Source organism: Streptomyces hebeiensis (assembly GCF_052983195.1).
This window is the reverse complement of sequence record NZ_CM129812.1, coordinates 3091414-3104868: the sequence shown is the minus strand read 5'-3', so window position 1 is coordinate 3104868 and position 13455 is coordinate 3091414. Positions and strand designations below refer to the sequence as shown.

Here is a 13455-nt window from a genome sequence, read left to right as displayed (position 1 = left end):
GGTCAGGCGAGAGAAGCGGACAGTCGGACAGTTAGGACACGTCGGGGGTGGCCTGTGTCCGGCTGTCGGTGTCCGGGTAGTACCGACCGCCGCCCTTGGCGAGTTGCCCGGCGTCGGCCATGCGCGCGCACGTCCGGCGCACGGTGTCGGGGTCCGTCTTGGGCATGGCTTCCGCGATGTCGCGGGGCCGGGCGCCCGGGTGGGCCCGCACGTACCGCAGGATGGCGGCGCGGGTGTCTCCGATGGTGTGGTCGGACGCGGGGCCGTCGAGTAGCTGCCAGGCCCCGGAAGCTTCCTGGAACTGAAGCGCGTACTCGGCCTCGTTCACGTCGCGTCCGGTGACGTGCAGGATGCCGTCCGCCTGCCCACGGGCCCGCTTGAGCACGAGAGTGGCGTCCGCCGCGCCCGCGATGCCGTTCGTCCCGGAGACCTCTGTCAGGAAGTCCTCGGAGCCCGCCTTGCGGACGTGGTGCACCAGGACGACGGCGATGCCGTAGTGATCCGCGATGCGCTTGGCGTAGCCGACGGCGACGTAATCCGCGTCATAGGCGGACACGCCTTGTGGTGCCTGCCCGCGCATCTTGGCGAACACGTCGATCACGACCATGCGGGCATCCGGGTTGCGCTCAAGCCATTGAGCGATGGCTTCGCTGCCACCCTGGGGGAACGGCGGGCACTCGGTCACGAGGGTGAGCCCGGCCGGCGCGGGCTGACCGCCCAAGAGCTTGCCCATACGGGTCTGGAGACGGCGCGGGGTGTCCTCCAACGCGAGGTAGAGCACCGGTCCGCCGTCGACCGGGACGGAGTCGAACGCCTGCCCTCCGGCGGCCACGGAGAGACCGAGCCCCAAGGAGAGCCAGGACTTGCCGACCTTGGGCGGACCGGCCAAGAGGCTGACGCCTTCGGCCAGGATGCCGGGGACGGCCCACTTGGGCTCGGGGAACTCGGTCGCCATGAGCTGATCAGCGGTCCAAGCCGTCCGGGGCCGCTCCCGTACGGGAGGTGCGTCGGGGGAAGGCTGGGGGCCGCTGGGGACGGAGTACAGGTGAAGCGGGGGAATCGGGCTGGCGCTCACGCTGCCACCGCCCGGGGGCGCCGGGCCCCGGCTCGCAGACCGGACGCGACGGTCCGTCGGGCCTCAGGCTCTTTCTGCCCCACCCGGAGCGCGGCATCGGTGAGCCAGCCGATCACCTCTCCCTCAGCCAACGCACCCCCGGCAACGAGCTGCCCGAGCGCGACGGACGCGAGGTAGAGCGCGTTGTTGTGCTCGTGAGCCGGAGAGGTGGCGACGCGTTCCAACTCACCGTTGACGGCGGCTTGCAGCCACTTGCCCCGCCGGTCGGCGGCGAGCGCCACCGTGACGGGCTTCTGCGGCGGCAGCGGCGCGGGCCGAAGCAGGTCCGCCAGCCATCCGGGCAGTGGCGCAACGGGCGCCTCGTGCACGGCCGTGTACGAAGCGGACTTGCCGGAGAGGACGCTGCCCGCGCCGACGACATACCCGCCGTGCGCGCGGGTGTCGACCTTCCACCCGAGCTTGCCCGCCGTGTTGCGCAGCTCGATGCCGTCCGGGGCCGCGTAGTACAGGTGTGTCCCGCCGCTGACCGAGCGCACGGTGTACGTGTCGCCGGGGTACTCCTGACCGTGACGGCCGCAGAGCGCGGCGAACACCCCGCTCCCGTCGCGGGTCCCCGGGGTGTCCCCGTCGGCCGGCGGGAGGTCGTCCGGCCCCTTGGGGACATCGAGGTCCACCACGACCAGCCCGGACGGGCCAGCGGCAACGCCGATGTTGTACGGCGCGTGATCCCAGCACCGGGCGATACGCGCGGGGTCGGTGGTGGCGCGCTGTTCCGGCATCCGGTGCCCGCCGACGCAGGCCCCGGTGCCCGGACAGCGACGCTCGCTGTGGAGTGCGGGGCGCTTGTCACCGGGGACGAGGGGAAAGACGGCCCAGCCGCGTTCGGCGGCGCTCAGGGCCGCAGAGAGCAGCGAGGAACGGTGAGCTTGGGGCATTCTGAGGTGTCTCCTGTCTGTGTAGGGACGGGGGATGGGCCGGGGCGCCCGCGAATCTTTGGCGAGACGGAGCGGGCGCCCCGGGTTGGTCAGAACGGCGGTTCGTCGCTGTAGCCGTTGGCGGCCCACGGGTCGGGGACGTGGCTGCGGCGCCGCAGCCACCGGGGCAGACGCGGCAGGGGCAGCAGGGTCCAGCGGCGGCTCTCGTTCCAGCAGGGGCAGGGCTCCCACTCGGTTCCGGCGTACTCGCCGGTCTCGTAGTCGCCGTAGTCGTGCTCGATGCCGCCGTAGCCTTCGCAGTTGCGGCAGTCGGGGCGGGGCGTGTCGGTGAGGATAAGGGTGCGTCGGCGGCGGCCGGTGGCGGGCCAGTCGGTGACGCGGATGCGGAGTCGCATCGTGGCGGTCGTCTCCTCTACAGGTTGTGGATGGCGTCGATGACGGCGGCGGCGAAGTTGTTGAGGGGGTCGGCGGCGCCGGTGGAGGCGAGGAAGAACCCGAATCCAGCGGCGACGAACGCGGAGCCGACGGTGAGGCTGCGGGAGCGGACCAGGAAGAACAGAACGAGTCCGAACAGCGCGACAAGCGAGACGGTCAGGGCCACAGCAACTCCTCAGTGATTGATGGTGCCGTTGGCGCGGCCGAAGAGGCCGGTGGCGGTGATGTGCTGGGTGATCTGCGTGGGCGGAGTCTTGGTGGTGCGGGTGCGGGCGGCCCAGAGGAGTACGGCGACGGCTCCGGCGCTTGTGGCGATGAGGGCGACGGCGGACCAGAGGGCTTGGCTCATGGCGATCAGTCCTGGTGCGGCGTAGGAGAGTCCGATTCCGGCGGTGGCGATGCCGGCGCCGGTGGTGGGCACGAGCAGAGCCGTGGTCTTGGCCCATGTGGGGATCGGCTGTGCGGCCGACGCGGGCGCGGGTGCTGCCGGGGCGGTGGGGTGGGTGTAGGCGAGCGTGCGTGCACCGCCGGGCAGGGTGACGAGTTGGACGCCGGGCGGGATCTCGTGCGGCAGCATTTCGGCCCGGGGCGCGGTCGGTGTCGTGGGGATGGTGGTGATCTCGTACGGGGTCTCGGAGTGCACAAGGGGCTCCCCTCAACGGCGCCGGGCAGCACCCTGGATGTGGGGTGCTGCCCGGCGTCGGCTTGTCGTGTCGCTTGTCGTCTGGCTTGTCGTGCGGCTTGTCGCTTGTCTTGTCTTGTCGCTTGTCGCCTTGCAGGTCACAAGCCGTTTTCGGCTCTCAGGGGGCCGTCTGTGGCCTTTCTCGGGCCCGGGGCGACAAGCGACAGGAGGTCAGTCCTCAGGCGGGTTGACGGGGGTGTGGCGGTGGTGGACGTAACGGGTCTTGGTGCCCGTGCCGACCCGAACAGCGGTGCCGTCCTCGGCCCATGCCTTGAGCCACCCGACGACGGTCTGCCGGGTGGTGCCGTGTTCGTCGGCGAGAGCGCGGGCGATCGCGGACGCACCGGTTCCCTCAGGCCCGGCGGCGAGCAGCAGGGCAAGCGCGGCTTGCCGGGCGGCGTTGTCCTCGTTGGCGTCGCGGAGCGCGGAGAGGTTCAGGCCCGCGGGCCGGTCGTCCCCGGCCGCGTCCGTGGGCGGGGACGGTTCGGTCGTCGTGCCGAACTGCGCGTCGATCTGGGCCATGAACGCGTGGGCGAGTGCGTCCGCGTCCGGGTCGTCGGCGGCCGGCGGGGTGCCGCTGTCGCGGAGTGCGGAGAGGTTGAGTCCGCCCGGCCTGGCGGGTGCCCCGGTGGCGGGCCGTTCGTCGGTTGCGGTGTCGTTGTCGCGCATCCATGCGGTGCGGGTGGTGTCCCAGCGTCGTGCGTAGTCGGGTCCGGCCGCCTTGCTCGATGTGGCGTCGAGAGTGGGGTGCCGGTCGGAGGTGGCGGCGACGATGTCGCGGATCTGGTTCGGCAGGATTCGCCAGGACTTGAACAGCGCGGCGGGGGACTCGGGGGTGCCCATGAAGCCGGCGCCTTTGTAGGGGGCTTGGTCGACGCGCAGTCCGCGGGAGCCGGGGAACTGCTTGCCCAGGTCCATGCCCTCGGTCTCGCCACCGGTCAGGGCGACACGTACCTTCGCTTCCCGGCGGAGCATCAGGTTCCCGAGCACGGCCCCGGTGGCGCCGAGTGCGGTCAGGACGGTGCGGACACCCATGGCACGGGCGATCCGGATCACTTCCAGGATCTTCGCGGCCAGCGCTTTGGACGGCCGGTCGATGGCGGTCAGGATCTCCGCACCCTCATCGATCACGATCATGATTTGCGGGATGCGGTCGCTGATCGGCAGGAGGTCCGTGTTCGCCTGCGACATGAGGTCCTGGTAGGCCATTTTCCGGTGCTTGGCGATCCGCACCGCCGCGTCGAGCATCATCGCGGCTTCCTCGTGCGAGGCGGCAAGCCAATCCACGCCGGGCCGCATCCCCTCGGTGGTCTGCCCGCTGCTGTCGAGAGCGGGGCGGACCCAGGGCAGGCCGGCCGACCCGGCGTTCAGGTCGATCACCCACGTGAGCACGTCCGTGGCACGGGCGAACCCGGCAAGGATCGTGTGGACCATGTTCGTCTTGCCCGAACCGGTCGGACCGACGACCAACGCGCACTGCTCGCGCAGATAGGTGCGGATCTCGTCCGCGTTCGTCCGCAGTCCCCACGGGATGCCCGTGTGCAGGGACAGAGGCCCGTAGTCGGCGGGGTAGGTGACCTCTGCCGCGAGCACGTTCACCGTGGTCACGTCCACCAGGACGCGCCCCTGGTCGATGCCCTGAGAGGCGAGCGCGGTGCACCCGTGCGGCAGACGCGCATCTGCGGAGAGGCGTGCGGATTCCCGCGCGATCTTGTCGTAGGTGGTGCCGCCGGGCGGGAGTTCGGCGTCGATGGTGAACCCGGTGCCGGTCGGCCACTGCTCGACCGCGAGCACGCGCACGGTGATCCCGCACACCCGCTGGATCCGGTCCGCCCACTCGGCAGCGATGGCCCGTCGCTCCGCGGAGAGCTCTCGGGCGACCTGCCGTTCCGCAGCGGCGATGGCCTCCAGCTCGCGCGCCTCTTCACGCAGCAGAGTGGCGCGAGCGGCAGCGCCCATCCCGATCCCGAGAGTGGCGAGAGATCCGAGGGCGGCCCAGGTCAGCGGGCCGGTGGTCATGGCCCACGTCGTCCACCCCGCCCCCAGGAGCCAGGACGCGGCGCGCATACCGATCGTGCGGGCCGAAAGGCGGTCGCGAAGGCTGGTGGCGGTGTGGCCGATCGCGCCGGCCGCGCCGGCCGCGAGCGCCCAGCCGGGCGGCATGCCGGCCGCGGCGCCGGTGGTGGCGACGGCCAGGGCTCCGGTGGTGGCGGACAGAGCGCCGGTCACGGGTCCGTGACCGGCCGCCCAGTCCCACACCGGCCCCGTCTTGGTGGCGGTGTTGGTGGTCATGGTCAGACGTTCCATCCCTTCTCGGCCTCGGTCCCGTTGCGCGGGTCCTCGTGGCGGGCGATGTCCTGCTCATGCACGCGGCGGAACAGCGGGCCCATGTCCTCAGCGACCGCGACGGCCGACATGAGCGCGCCGAAGATGTCGTTGAAGCCGTTCGCGACGTCCTTCTCCAGCGGGAACTCACCGTCGGCCCGCTCCGCGAGGATCCGCATCACGTTCGCCACGCTGGTCAGCGCGGCGGGGAGCCCTTCGACCATGGCCAGGATCTCCATGGCGTTCTCGGGGTCGTAGCCGCCCGCCGCGCCTTCCATCTCCGCCGCGTACTCCTCGAACCGGAAACCGGACACGATCTCTCCCTCACTGCTCTCGCTGCTGGTGGGCGCTGCGGGGACGACACCGGCCGGCCGCTCGGCCGTGTCCCCGATCTCCTCGGTGCCGTCCTTGGCCGCTTCGGCGTCGACGGCGGCTTCGTCGTCCTGCAACGCGGCGCGAATGGCCTCATCCCGCGCCGTACGCTCCGCGTCGGCGGCGCGCATCAGCCGGGCGTAGAGACGGCGGCCGGGATGCACCAGCCACGGCAGACCGAGCTTCCGGCCGAGCGGAGAACTGATCAGACCAACCAGCCCGAAGACCCCGGCCAGCAGAGCCGCCAGCAGACGGCGACCCTGGAACCGCGCGGCCGAACGCCGCAACGCCTTGCGCGCCCGCTTCCGAGCCGGGGCCTTACGCACCTGATCGCGCTGCGCGGTGACCTGCCCGGCCGCCCGCTGGTCACGCCCCTTGCGGGCACGCTCCCGGGCCGCACCCCAAGCCCGGCCGACACGTCCGGCCGCCGCACCCACGGCACGACCGACCGGCCCCTTACGGACCTGAGCCGCGTGCCGCCGGTCGGCCCTGGCCTGCCGACGCGCATCGGCGACCGCACGACGCGCGCCACTGGTCTCGCTACGACGGGCGGCCCGCGACGGCGGCGACTGCCGGGCCGCCTCCCGCAACGCCTTGACCTGCCCCATTCGCCCACGCTCCGCACCCGCAGAGGCAGACGTGGACGCGGCGCGACGGCCGCGGTTCAGCCCACCCGACCGGGCCGCGGACAGGGAGGAACCGGCCGCACTCCCGGCCGCTTTCCTCCTGCCGCGGCCGGGGGACTTGATGACGCCGGCGCTTCCGTTGCGCTGCGATGGCACCCGGCCCGCACCCTGCCGGATGCGTCCGGCTGTTGCCGACCTGGCGCCGGAACCGGCGCGGATACCGGTACGGGCCGTGCGGCCGGTCTTCGGCTTGCCGCGCCGGGCGCGGCGGTGACGGGCCGCCGCGGCGGCGGTGCCGAGAACGACCGCCCCGGTGGCGGCGACCGCGAGCGCGGCCGGTCCGCCGACCAGAGCAGCGGCGGACAGCAGCGACGTGGTGGCGTTCGTGCCGGTCACCGCGAGGGGAACGACCGGCCACCCGCCCGGCGTGTGCTCCACATCGGCGGGCGCCGGCGGGGCGGTCTGCTGCTCGACCGCGGGCGGTGTGGCCTCCGGCGGGGCCTCAGGGCCCGCTACCGGAGCGATGGTGGTATCCGTCATGCTGTTGTGCACTCCCTTCGGGAGGTCAGAGGCCCGGACGCTGGCCGGCCAAAGCACTGCGTCCGGGCCTTGCTCATGGGCTGGTGCAGGTCAGATCCCGTTGCGCTCAAGGGCGAAGAACACGACGTTGGCCCTGGCCAACTCCGGGTTGTCCCTGCGCGCCTGCTCTTGCAGGGCCATGAACACGTCGTGCCGGGTGGCGCCCGGGGCCGGGGTGTAGGTGCCGTACCAGGTACCGGCCACGCGGCCGGGAAGGTCGAGGGTGAGCACGTAGTGGTGCGTGCCCTGCCTCCGGACGGCCGGGGCGGCGGTCTGCTCGGTCTGACTGCTCACTGTTCGTTCTCCAGTCGTGTCAGGCAGCGGTGATGATGGTTGAGTCAGCGCACGGCACACACATGCCGAGCGAGGCGGGGATGACGTATCCGGCATCGCGCCCGCACTCCGGGCACGTGCGCCGGGCGGTGTTGGCCTTGGCGAGTGCCTGCCACCGGGCCGGTGTCATCGGACGGACGGGTTTCGCGTGGTCGACGCGGTAGAGGTAGGCGACCAGCGGCCCGCGCGAGCGGCGGGGCCGCTGGAGTTCCGCCGCGACGTCCTGCCCGCCGGGGCGGAGCCCGGCGGCGCGGAGCTGCCGGCGGGTGGCGTAGCCATCCGGGGCGAGCCGCCACCCGTACACCGGCAGGGCGGTCACGACGACGCGCCTTCGAGGACGAGTCCGGCGCCGTCGCGGTGGTCCTGGTAGCGGGCGGACACCCAGCCGACCGACCAGCCGCACAGCTCGGCGGCGGCCCGCACCGACAGACCCTCACTGAACGCCGCGTGCACGATCCGGCGCGCCCGGTCCTCGGGCAGCTTCTCGTTCACCGGCCCGCCGGTGAGCAGCGCGGCGCGTTCACGGCGCTCCCGCTCCGCCCGCTCCCGCTGCTCCCGCTCGCTCCGCTGTGCAGCCTCTCGTTCGAGGCGTTCACGCTCGCGCTGTTGCTGTTCACGCTCGCGTTCACGGCGTTCACGGCCCTCCCGCTCCGCACGCTCCCGCGCTTGCTGCTCCTGCCGTTCGGCACGGCGGGCGGCTTCCTCGCGTTCGGTCTGCTCACGGGCCAGACGGGCCTCATGTTCACGCTGTTCACGCAGCAACTGCGCCGCGTGCTCGCGTTCCTCCCGCTCCCGTCGCTCGGCCCGCTCCTGCCGTTGCCGGGCCGCTTCCTCGCGCGCTTCGCGTTCGGCGCGCTGTTCGGCGTCCAGTCGTGCGACGGCCGCCGCGATGGCGCGGCGGTAGGCGAGTCCGGTTTCTGCGGTGACGATGAGCAGCAGGGGCGCGACCGCGTGCACGGCCACCCCGACCAGGTCTTTCTTCAGCGCGCTGTCCGCGACGTTGAGAGCGAGGGTCATGGCGCCGGTCATCCACCGCAGCACCACCGGCCACCGTCCGCCGTGCCCGCCCAGCCGGGCCAGCACGGAGTCAAGGCGGACCACGATGACGACGGCCGCGTCGACCACGAGGGGCAGGATCGGGGCCGTCCACGCCCACTCCTCGGCCGTGTGCCGGGCCATGAGCGGGGTCACGGTGAGGACGGAGTAGAGCATCGCGCCGGCCACGATCAGCCACGTCCCGACCGACAGCGCCCGCTCCGCTGAACGGACCTGAACAGCGTTCACGAGACCGCCCCCGCACCCGCCGGAACGCTCGTTCCCGACGCGATCCGGGTGTAGCCGGTCAGGCGCAGACGGGCCCCGGCGAACACGCCGTGAACATCCAGCACCCCGGTCCGCCCGGCCCCCTGAACGCGGTGAACAACCTCGCTCGGGTCGATCCCCAGCGCCTCACGCCACGCCTCGAACGAGGCGAACCCGCCGTCATGGAACGACAGGTCCAACAGGTCCGGGTACACGGTCGACACCGCCACCGACGGCGCCGGCAGATGCGCGAACTCCACAGCGAGCAACCGCAGCGCCCGCAGCGGGACCGACAGGTCATACAGCGTGCACGTCACAGCGCACCCCCGATCCCGATCACAGCCGCGACGACCAGCAGAACGCCGGCGAGCCCGGTCAGGTCGACCGCCCGACGGAGGTTCGAGAACTTCCGCACAGCGAGACGGGACAGGCCGGCGATGTCCTGGGCCCGGGTGTCCTCCGACAGGTCCGCGCTGATCTCGTCAGCGGTGAGCATGGCCCACCGCGGGAACCCGAACGGCCGCCGGCCGCCCAGGTTCGGGCGGACCGCCCGCAGCAGCAGTGCCGCCGCGGCGAGCAACAGCACCACGCCGAGCCCGCCGACCACGTACGCGGCCACCGGCAGACGGACATCAGAGGCGACCGACCAGACACCGGCCAGCAGCGCACCGACGAACGCAAGCAGCAGGGCCGTCTTGGTGTCGGTCCGGGCGATCTCGGCCTTCACTTCCGCGTGAGCGGCCGTGAGGTTCTTGTCGAGCGCGCTCACGCGGCCTCTCCCCTCTGGAGCTCCCAGCGCCGCGCAGTGGTCCGGGGCAGCGGGGCGACGTTGAACAGGTCCGGGGCGAACGCCTCGATCGCTTCGGCGGCGACCTGGCTCACGCGGTCGACCAAGCCGGGGTCGTCCGCGAGGATGTCTCGGGCCGCGTCCAGACGCGCGGCACGTTCCGTCTCGGTCTCTCCTTCCTCGGGGCCGAGCCAGAGATCCAGCGGGGTACCGAGCGCCAGTTCTACGAACTCCTCGGCCGTAACGGCTGTATGACCAGCCACGATGTATTTCATGGGTCGTGCTCTCCCTTGCAGGTGGAACGGCCCGAACCGCGGCCCCGGTGTTCCCGCACCGGGGTCGCGCGCCGTTCGTGGGTGGAGTGCCCCGGGCCCGATCCGATCGGGCGCCCTCGCGGCATGGATGCCGGGGCGGTTGAGCGTCAGCCGTTCTTTCCGGCGTTGTTGTGGCTACGGCGGTTGGCTTCCGCGACCTTGCGGGCCAGCTCTTCGCGTTCGGCCTCGGTCAACGCGATCACCCGGCCAGCCGCGCGGAGACGGCCGCGCGAGGGGTGGGGGGATTGGTCGCTCCCGGCTTGCGGACGGGCAGCGGGGGCTTTTCGGCGTCCGCCTGAGCGGACACGGCCTGTACGTCGATACGATCCCTCACAGGATCGCCCTCCTAGGTAAGTAGGCGGTGTGGTCTCAGGCCCCGACCGGCGTTGCACCGCCGGTCGGGGCCGTTCTGCTCTGTGGAGCGCGAAGCTTTCCGGCTCCCCCTCACCACCCGGCACGCGTCCGGGTGGATCAGGCAACCGGCCGAAGCGTCGAAGACGCTGCGGAAGTTGGTCGACGGTCGTCACCCGGCCGTCGCGGGGGCGGGTCGTTCCCCGCCAATCAGTTGCACTCTGTTGAGTTCTCAAGTAGCTGGCACTGCCTTCGTCCCTTGCCGCGGATGCGGCAGGAATCCTCCGGGTGCGGGCACCGCCGAAGCGGTACCTGTATTACAGGTCCTACATCGATCCTCGTCAAGTCGATCGACGGAACCTCTTGGCTTCGCGCCGGTGACTTCTTGGCGCTCCATCAGAATCGCCGCAGGTGAGGGGCGTTGGTCACCCAATGCTTGGACAGCTCGAAGTCATCTGACTACGGTCGAGAGGACCTGGCTATGGCCAAGAGGTCCCTAGACGTCCCGTGGGGGTAGCGATGTCCAACGAGCGGTTGCGGTCAGCTCTGCTGGCTCAGGGCATGACCGTGCAAGACCTGGCCGAAGCGATCAAGGTCGCTCCGAAGACGGTCGAGCGTTGGATCACACAGGGGAAGGTGCCGTACCGGCGTCATCAGTACGCGACGGCGTCACGGCTCAAGGTCGACGTTACGACGCTGTGGGACGACGACCGAGCCGTCGAAACGGCGTCGGACCTGAGCAAGGCGGAGATCGTGACCGTCTACCCGCACCGCCACATGGTTCCGCCCGGCCTGTGGCGCGAGTTGTACTCGCGCGCGGAGAACTACCTTGATGTGCTGGTCTACTCGGGCCTGTGGCTCTCCGAGGACCCGTTGTTCCACAACCTCCTCAAGGAGAAGACGGAGAGCGAGGTTCAGGTTCGAATCCTGTTGGGCGAACCTGACTGCGCTGCGGTTCGGCAGCGGGGCATAGACGAGGGGCACCGGATCATGGACGGAAAGATCCGGAACGCCTTGGTGAACTACCGCCCACTGTTCGAAAGCCACCCGAGCATCGGCTTTCGGCTGCATGACGCGACGCTCTACAACTCCCTCTTTCGGTCCGATGACGAAATGCTCGTCAACACGCACGTCTACGGCGTCGGGGCGTACATGGCGCCCGTCCTCCATCTGCGGCGACTTCCAGGCGGCGGGCTGTTCGACACGTACGCGAATAGCATCGAACAGACCTGGGGAAGCGCACGACCGGTCACCGGTCACGACATCACGGGAGCTTGAACATGACACGCGTCGACTACCTCCACGACCCCGCCGCACCGCCGGCCAACTCCGTGGTGCCCTCCGTCGTGGCGTTCGTACAGAACGACGCGGGCGAGATCCTGGTGATCCAGCGTTCCGACAACGGCCGCTGGGCACTGCCCGGTGGCGGTCACGACGTCGGCGAGTCGATCAGTGACACCGTGGTGCGTGAGGTGTGGGAAGAGACCGGCATCAAGGCGGAAGTCGTCGACGTGTCCGGGATCTACACCGACCCCGGACACGTGATGGCGTACAGCGACGGCGAAGTGCGTCAGCAGTTCAGCATCTGTTTTCGGGCTCGGCCGGTCGGTGGGGAAGTCCGTACGAGTGACGAAACGACTCAGGTCCGCTGGATCTCACCGGCGGACCTGTTGGAGTACGACATCCACCCCACCATGCGACTCAGGATCGAGCACGCCATGGACACGACCCGGGCGGCGCCCTATATCGGCTGACGCTTGACGTCCGCGAGGCGTTCGAGCACTCGCGCCGTACTCGCGAGGATTTCCGGCTCGGCTCGGCGGATGAACGTCCCGATGAGGCTGTCCGCGCCGTATCGACCGGCAATCTCGTTCACCCGGTCGACCGGATTCGTCGGCGTACCGTCCGGCGTCGTGTTCATGTCGCAGAAGCACAGCGCGTCATTGAGGTCGGAGTGCTCACGGGGGAATTCCCCCTCAAGCTCAGCTCGTAGCCCCCGTGCCTCTGCTTCCATCCACGCGCACGAATGGTGCGCGACAAGGCAGACGACGCGCTTGTCAGCTTGGGCGACGTCGCGGAGGTACCGCGCGCCGTCCAGGGGGTGAAAGCCCGTCTTGGCCACGTCCGGTGCGTAACCGATGTCGTGGAGTACTGCGGCGGCCTCCATCAGCTCGGCGTCCGCTCCCAGGATCGGCGCGAGGGACCGGGCCCGCTCGGCCACTCCCCGGGAGTGAGCCCAGCGGCGGGGGAGTGGTTCGGACAGCAGAGACTCAGCGAGGGGGTAGGCCCACTCGGTCAATCCAGTGGCGCTCACGGTTCGGAACGCTCCTCTCGATCGGGCGGCAGGGCCCGCACGGTCCGCGGCTTGCCCTGCCGTGCTTCTGTCAGCAGTCCGGCGGCTTCCAGCTTGTCCAGAGCCTTGCCCACGGTCGGGCGCGAGACACCGAAGCGCTGGCTCAGGTCCGACGCGCTCGGGAACGGCTCACCGACCTCAAGCGCGTCAGCCTCGAACACGTCCACGAGACGCTCGGCCAACGGCCGGCGGTCGACGTGCTGCCCGTGCCTGACCACGCGATGGCGGCCGCCACGGACCTTCTCCGCACGCCCTTCCTTCACGAGCACGTCAAAGGCCCGGATCACGACGCCCCGGGACACGCCGTGGTCACTCATGACGGTCGCGATCGTCGGCAGCTCTGTCAGTTCCCTGTCATTCGCGATCGTGGCTTTCAACGCGTCGGCAACCGCCAGGAAGGTCCCCCGAGGGCTGATCTGCTGCGGCACGCGCTTCCCCTCACTCCGCTCTCCGTTGACATGCTCAAGAGTCCCATGGAGCGTCGCCCATGGGGTGTACCAGCTGTCCGACTGTCCGCTTAAGACGCTGACCTGGGGAAACGCACCGGACAGCTGGAACAGCAGGTGTCCGGTGCGTCCGGTCAGAGATGAGCTGTAACACTCCCTCGTGTTACAGCCCGTCGGCGTAAGCCGACCCTTGAAGGTCGCAGGAGCCGGGGGCGACTTCCCCTCTTCGGTTCTGCCCCGGAAACCAAGATCAGGACGACACGCGGACGGCGCGGCCGTACCTGGCGCACTCCAGGTGCTCCACCGCAGGTCAGAACGGGTGCCGACGCTTGATCGCGAGTGGTCTGTAAATCCGTCGGCTTAGCCTACCCAGGTTCGAATCCTGGCGCCGCCACGCGACAAAGACGGCCCCTGTTCCACGAACGACGTGGAACAGGGGCCGTCTTCGTGTGCGTTCAGGATCCGACCGATCCGACCGATCCGACCGATCCGACCGATCCGACCGATCCGACCGATCCGGCCGATCCGACCGACCGGTCC

18 protein-coding genes are annotated in these 13455 nt (G+C 70.5%); 2 read left to right on the top strand and 16 right to left on the bottom strand.

Going from position 1 to position 13455, the window contains the following annotated elements; all coding sequences use genetic code 11:
* Positions 1 to 31 precede the first annotated feature (31 nt).
* The 14 genes from ACU6P3_RS13540 to ACU6P3_RS13475 form a co-directional block, all read right to left on the bottom strand.
* Complete coding sequence (locus tag ACU6P3_RS13540) at positions 32 to 1075, bottom strand: AAA family ATPase (RefSeq protein ID WP_447197326.1); 1044 nt, start codon at positions 1073 to 1075, stop codon at positions 32 to 34.
* Positions 1072 to 2010, bottom strand: a complete 939-nt coding sequence (locus ACU6P3_RS13535) for a bifunctional DNA primase/polymerase (RefSeq protein WP_447197325.1) — start codon at positions 2008 to 2010, stop codon at positions 1072 to 1074. The genes ACU6P3_RS13540 and ACU6P3_RS13535 overlap by 4 nt, the downstream gene beginning before the upstream one ends.
* Positions 2011 to 2099: 89 nt before the next feature.
* Positions 2100 to 2405, bottom strand: a complete 306-nt coding sequence (locus ACU6P3_RS13530) for a hypothetical protein (RefSeq protein ID WP_447197324.1) — start codon at positions 2403 to 2405, stop codon at positions 2100 to 2102.
* A 17-nt stretch (positions 2406 to 2422) separates the two neighbouring features.
* Positions 2423 to 2611, bottom strand: a complete 189-nt coding sequence (locus tag ACU6P3_RS13525) for a hypothetical protein (protein WP_030751652.1) — start codon at positions 2609 to 2611, stop codon at positions 2423 to 2425.
* A gap of 9 nt (positions 2612 to 2620) precedes the next feature.
* On the bottom strand, positions 2621 to 3088 hold the full coding sequence (locus tag ACU6P3_RS13520; RefSeq protein ID WP_447197323.1) for a hypothetical protein: 468 nt from the start codon (positions 3086 to 3088) through the stop codon (positions 2621 to 2623).
* 210 nt (positions 3089 to 3298) lie between these two features.
* Entirely contained in the window at positions 3299 to 5419 is a 2121-nt protein-coding gene (locus ACU6P3_RS13515; protein WP_447197322.1) for a hypothetical protein, read from the bottom strand.
* A 2-nt stretch (positions 5420 to 5421) separates the two neighbouring features.
* Positions 5422 to 6990: a hypothetical protein gene (locus tag ACU6P3_RS13510; protein WP_447197321.1), complete on the bottom strand. Its 1569-nt coding sequence runs from the start codon at positions 6988 to 6990 to the stop codon at positions 5422 to 5424.
* Between the two features lie 90 nt (positions 6991 to 7080).
* On the bottom strand, positions 7081 to 7323 hold the full coding sequence (locus tag ACU6P3_RS13505) for a hypothetical protein (RefSeq protein ID WP_447197320.1): 243 nt from the start codon (positions 7321 to 7323) through the stop codon (positions 7081 to 7083).
* Between the two features lie 19 nt (positions 7324 to 7342).
* The gene (locus ACU6P3_RS13500) at positions 7343 to 7681 is read right to left on the bottom strand and encodes an RRQRL motif-containing zinc-binding protein (protein WP_447197319.1); all 339 of its coding nucleotides are present in this window, start codon (positions 7679 to 7681) and stop codon (positions 7343 to 7345) included.
* Positions 7678 to 8646 (bottom strand): DUF2637 domain-containing protein, encoded by a 969-nt coding sequence (locus tag ACU6P3_RS13495; RefSeq protein ID WP_447197318.1) that lies wholly within the window; start codon positions 8644 to 8646, stop codon positions 7678 to 7680. Before ACU6P3_RS13495 ends, ACU6P3_RS13500 begins: the two co-directional genes overlap by 4 nt.
* Positions 8643 to 8981 (bottom strand): hypothetical protein, encoded by a 339-nt coding sequence (locus ACU6P3_RS13490; protein ID WP_447197317.1) that lies wholly within the window; start codon positions 8979 to 8981, stop codon positions 8643 to 8645. Before ACU6P3_RS13490 ends, ACU6P3_RS13495 begins: the two co-directional genes overlap by 4 nt.
* Positions 8978 to 9433: a Pycsar system effector family protein gene (locus tag ACU6P3_RS13485; RefSeq protein WP_447197316.1), complete on the bottom strand. Its 456-nt coding sequence runs from the start codon at positions 9431 to 9433 to the stop codon at positions 8978 to 8980. The genes ACU6P3_RS13490 and ACU6P3_RS13485 overlap by 4 nt, the downstream gene beginning before the upstream one ends.
* Positions 9430 to 9726 (bottom strand): hypothetical protein, encoded by a 297-nt coding sequence (locus ACU6P3_RS13480; RefSeq protein WP_447197315.1) that lies wholly within the window; start codon positions 9724 to 9726, stop codon positions 9430 to 9432. The genes ACU6P3_RS13485 and ACU6P3_RS13480 overlap by 4 nt, the downstream gene beginning before the upstream one ends.
* A gap of 238 nt (positions 9727 to 9964) precedes the next feature.
* Positions 9965 to 10099, bottom strand: a complete 135-nt coding sequence (locus ACU6P3_RS13475; protein WP_447197314.1) for a hypothetical protein — start codon at positions 10097 to 10099, stop codon at positions 9965 to 9967.
* Between the two features lie 536 nt (positions 10100 to 10635).
* On the opposite strand from ACU6P3_RS13475, the gene ACU6P3_RS13470 reads away from it, so the two are divergent.
* Together ACU6P3_RS13470 and ACU6P3_RS13465 are read left to right on the top strand one after the other, a co-directional pair.
* On the top strand, positions 10636 to 11394 hold the full coding sequence (locus tag ACU6P3_RS13470) for a helix-turn-helix domain-containing protein (protein ID WP_447197313.1): 759 nt from the start codon (positions 10636 to 10638) through the stop codon (positions 11392 to 11394).
* A gap of 2 nt (positions 11395 to 11396) precedes the next feature.
* A complete protein-coding gene (locus tag ACU6P3_RS13465) occupies positions 11397 to 11870 on the top strand; it encodes an NUDIX domain-containing protein (protein ID WP_447197312.1) in 474 nt (157 codons plus the stop codon).
* Here the strand turns inward: ACU6P3_RS13465 and ACU6P3_RS13460 are convergent.
* Together ACU6P3_RS13460 and ACU6P3_RS13455 are read right to left on the bottom strand one after the other, a co-directional pair.
* On the bottom strand, positions 11858 to 12430 hold the full coding sequence (locus tag ACU6P3_RS13460; protein ID WP_447197311.1) for an HD domain-containing protein: 573 nt from the start codon (positions 12428 to 12430) through the stop codon (positions 11858 to 11860). The genes ACU6P3_RS13465 and ACU6P3_RS13460 overlap by 13 nt on opposite strands.
* Positions 12427 to 12897, bottom strand: a complete 471-nt coding sequence (locus ACU6P3_RS13455) for a GntR family transcriptional regulator (protein WP_447197310.1) — start codon at positions 12895 to 12897, stop codon at positions 12427 to 12429. The genes ACU6P3_RS13460 and ACU6P3_RS13455 overlap by 4 nt, the downstream gene beginning before the upstream one ends.
* Between the last annotated feature and the right edge of the window lie 558 nt (positions 12898 to 13455).

Bases quoted from the DNA above. Each gene is read 5' to 3' on its own strand.
- ACU6P3_RS13530 (WP_447197324.1), bottom strand. From the start codon at position 2,405: ATGCGACTCCGCATCCGCGTCACCGACTGGCCCGCCACCGGCCGCCGC.
- ACU6P3_RS13510 (WP_447197321.1), bottom strand. From the start codon at position 6,990: ATGACGGATACCACCATCGCTCCGGTAGCGGGCCCTGAGGCCCCGCCG.
- ACU6P3_RS13535 (WP_447197325.1), bottom strand. From the start codon at position 2,010: ATGCCCCAAGCTCACCGTTCCTCGCTGCTCTCTGCGGCCCTGAGCGCC.
- ACU6P3_RS13470 (WP_447197313.1), top strand. From the start codon at position 10,636: ATGTCCAACGAGCGGTTGCGGTCAGCTCTGCTGGCTCAGGGCATGACC.
- ACU6P3_RS13465 (WP_447197312.1), top strand. From the start codon at position 11,397: ATGACACGCGTCGACTACCTCCACGACCCCGCCGCACCGCCGGCCAAC.
- ACU6P3_RS13480 (WP_447197315.1), bottom strand. From the start codon at position 9,726: ATGAAATACATCGTGGCTGGTCATACAGCCGTTACGGCCGAGGAGTTC.
- ACU6P3_RS13515 (WP_447197322.1), bottom strand. From the start codon at position 5,419: ATGACCACCAACACCGCCACCAAGACGGGGCCGGTGTGGGACTGGGCG.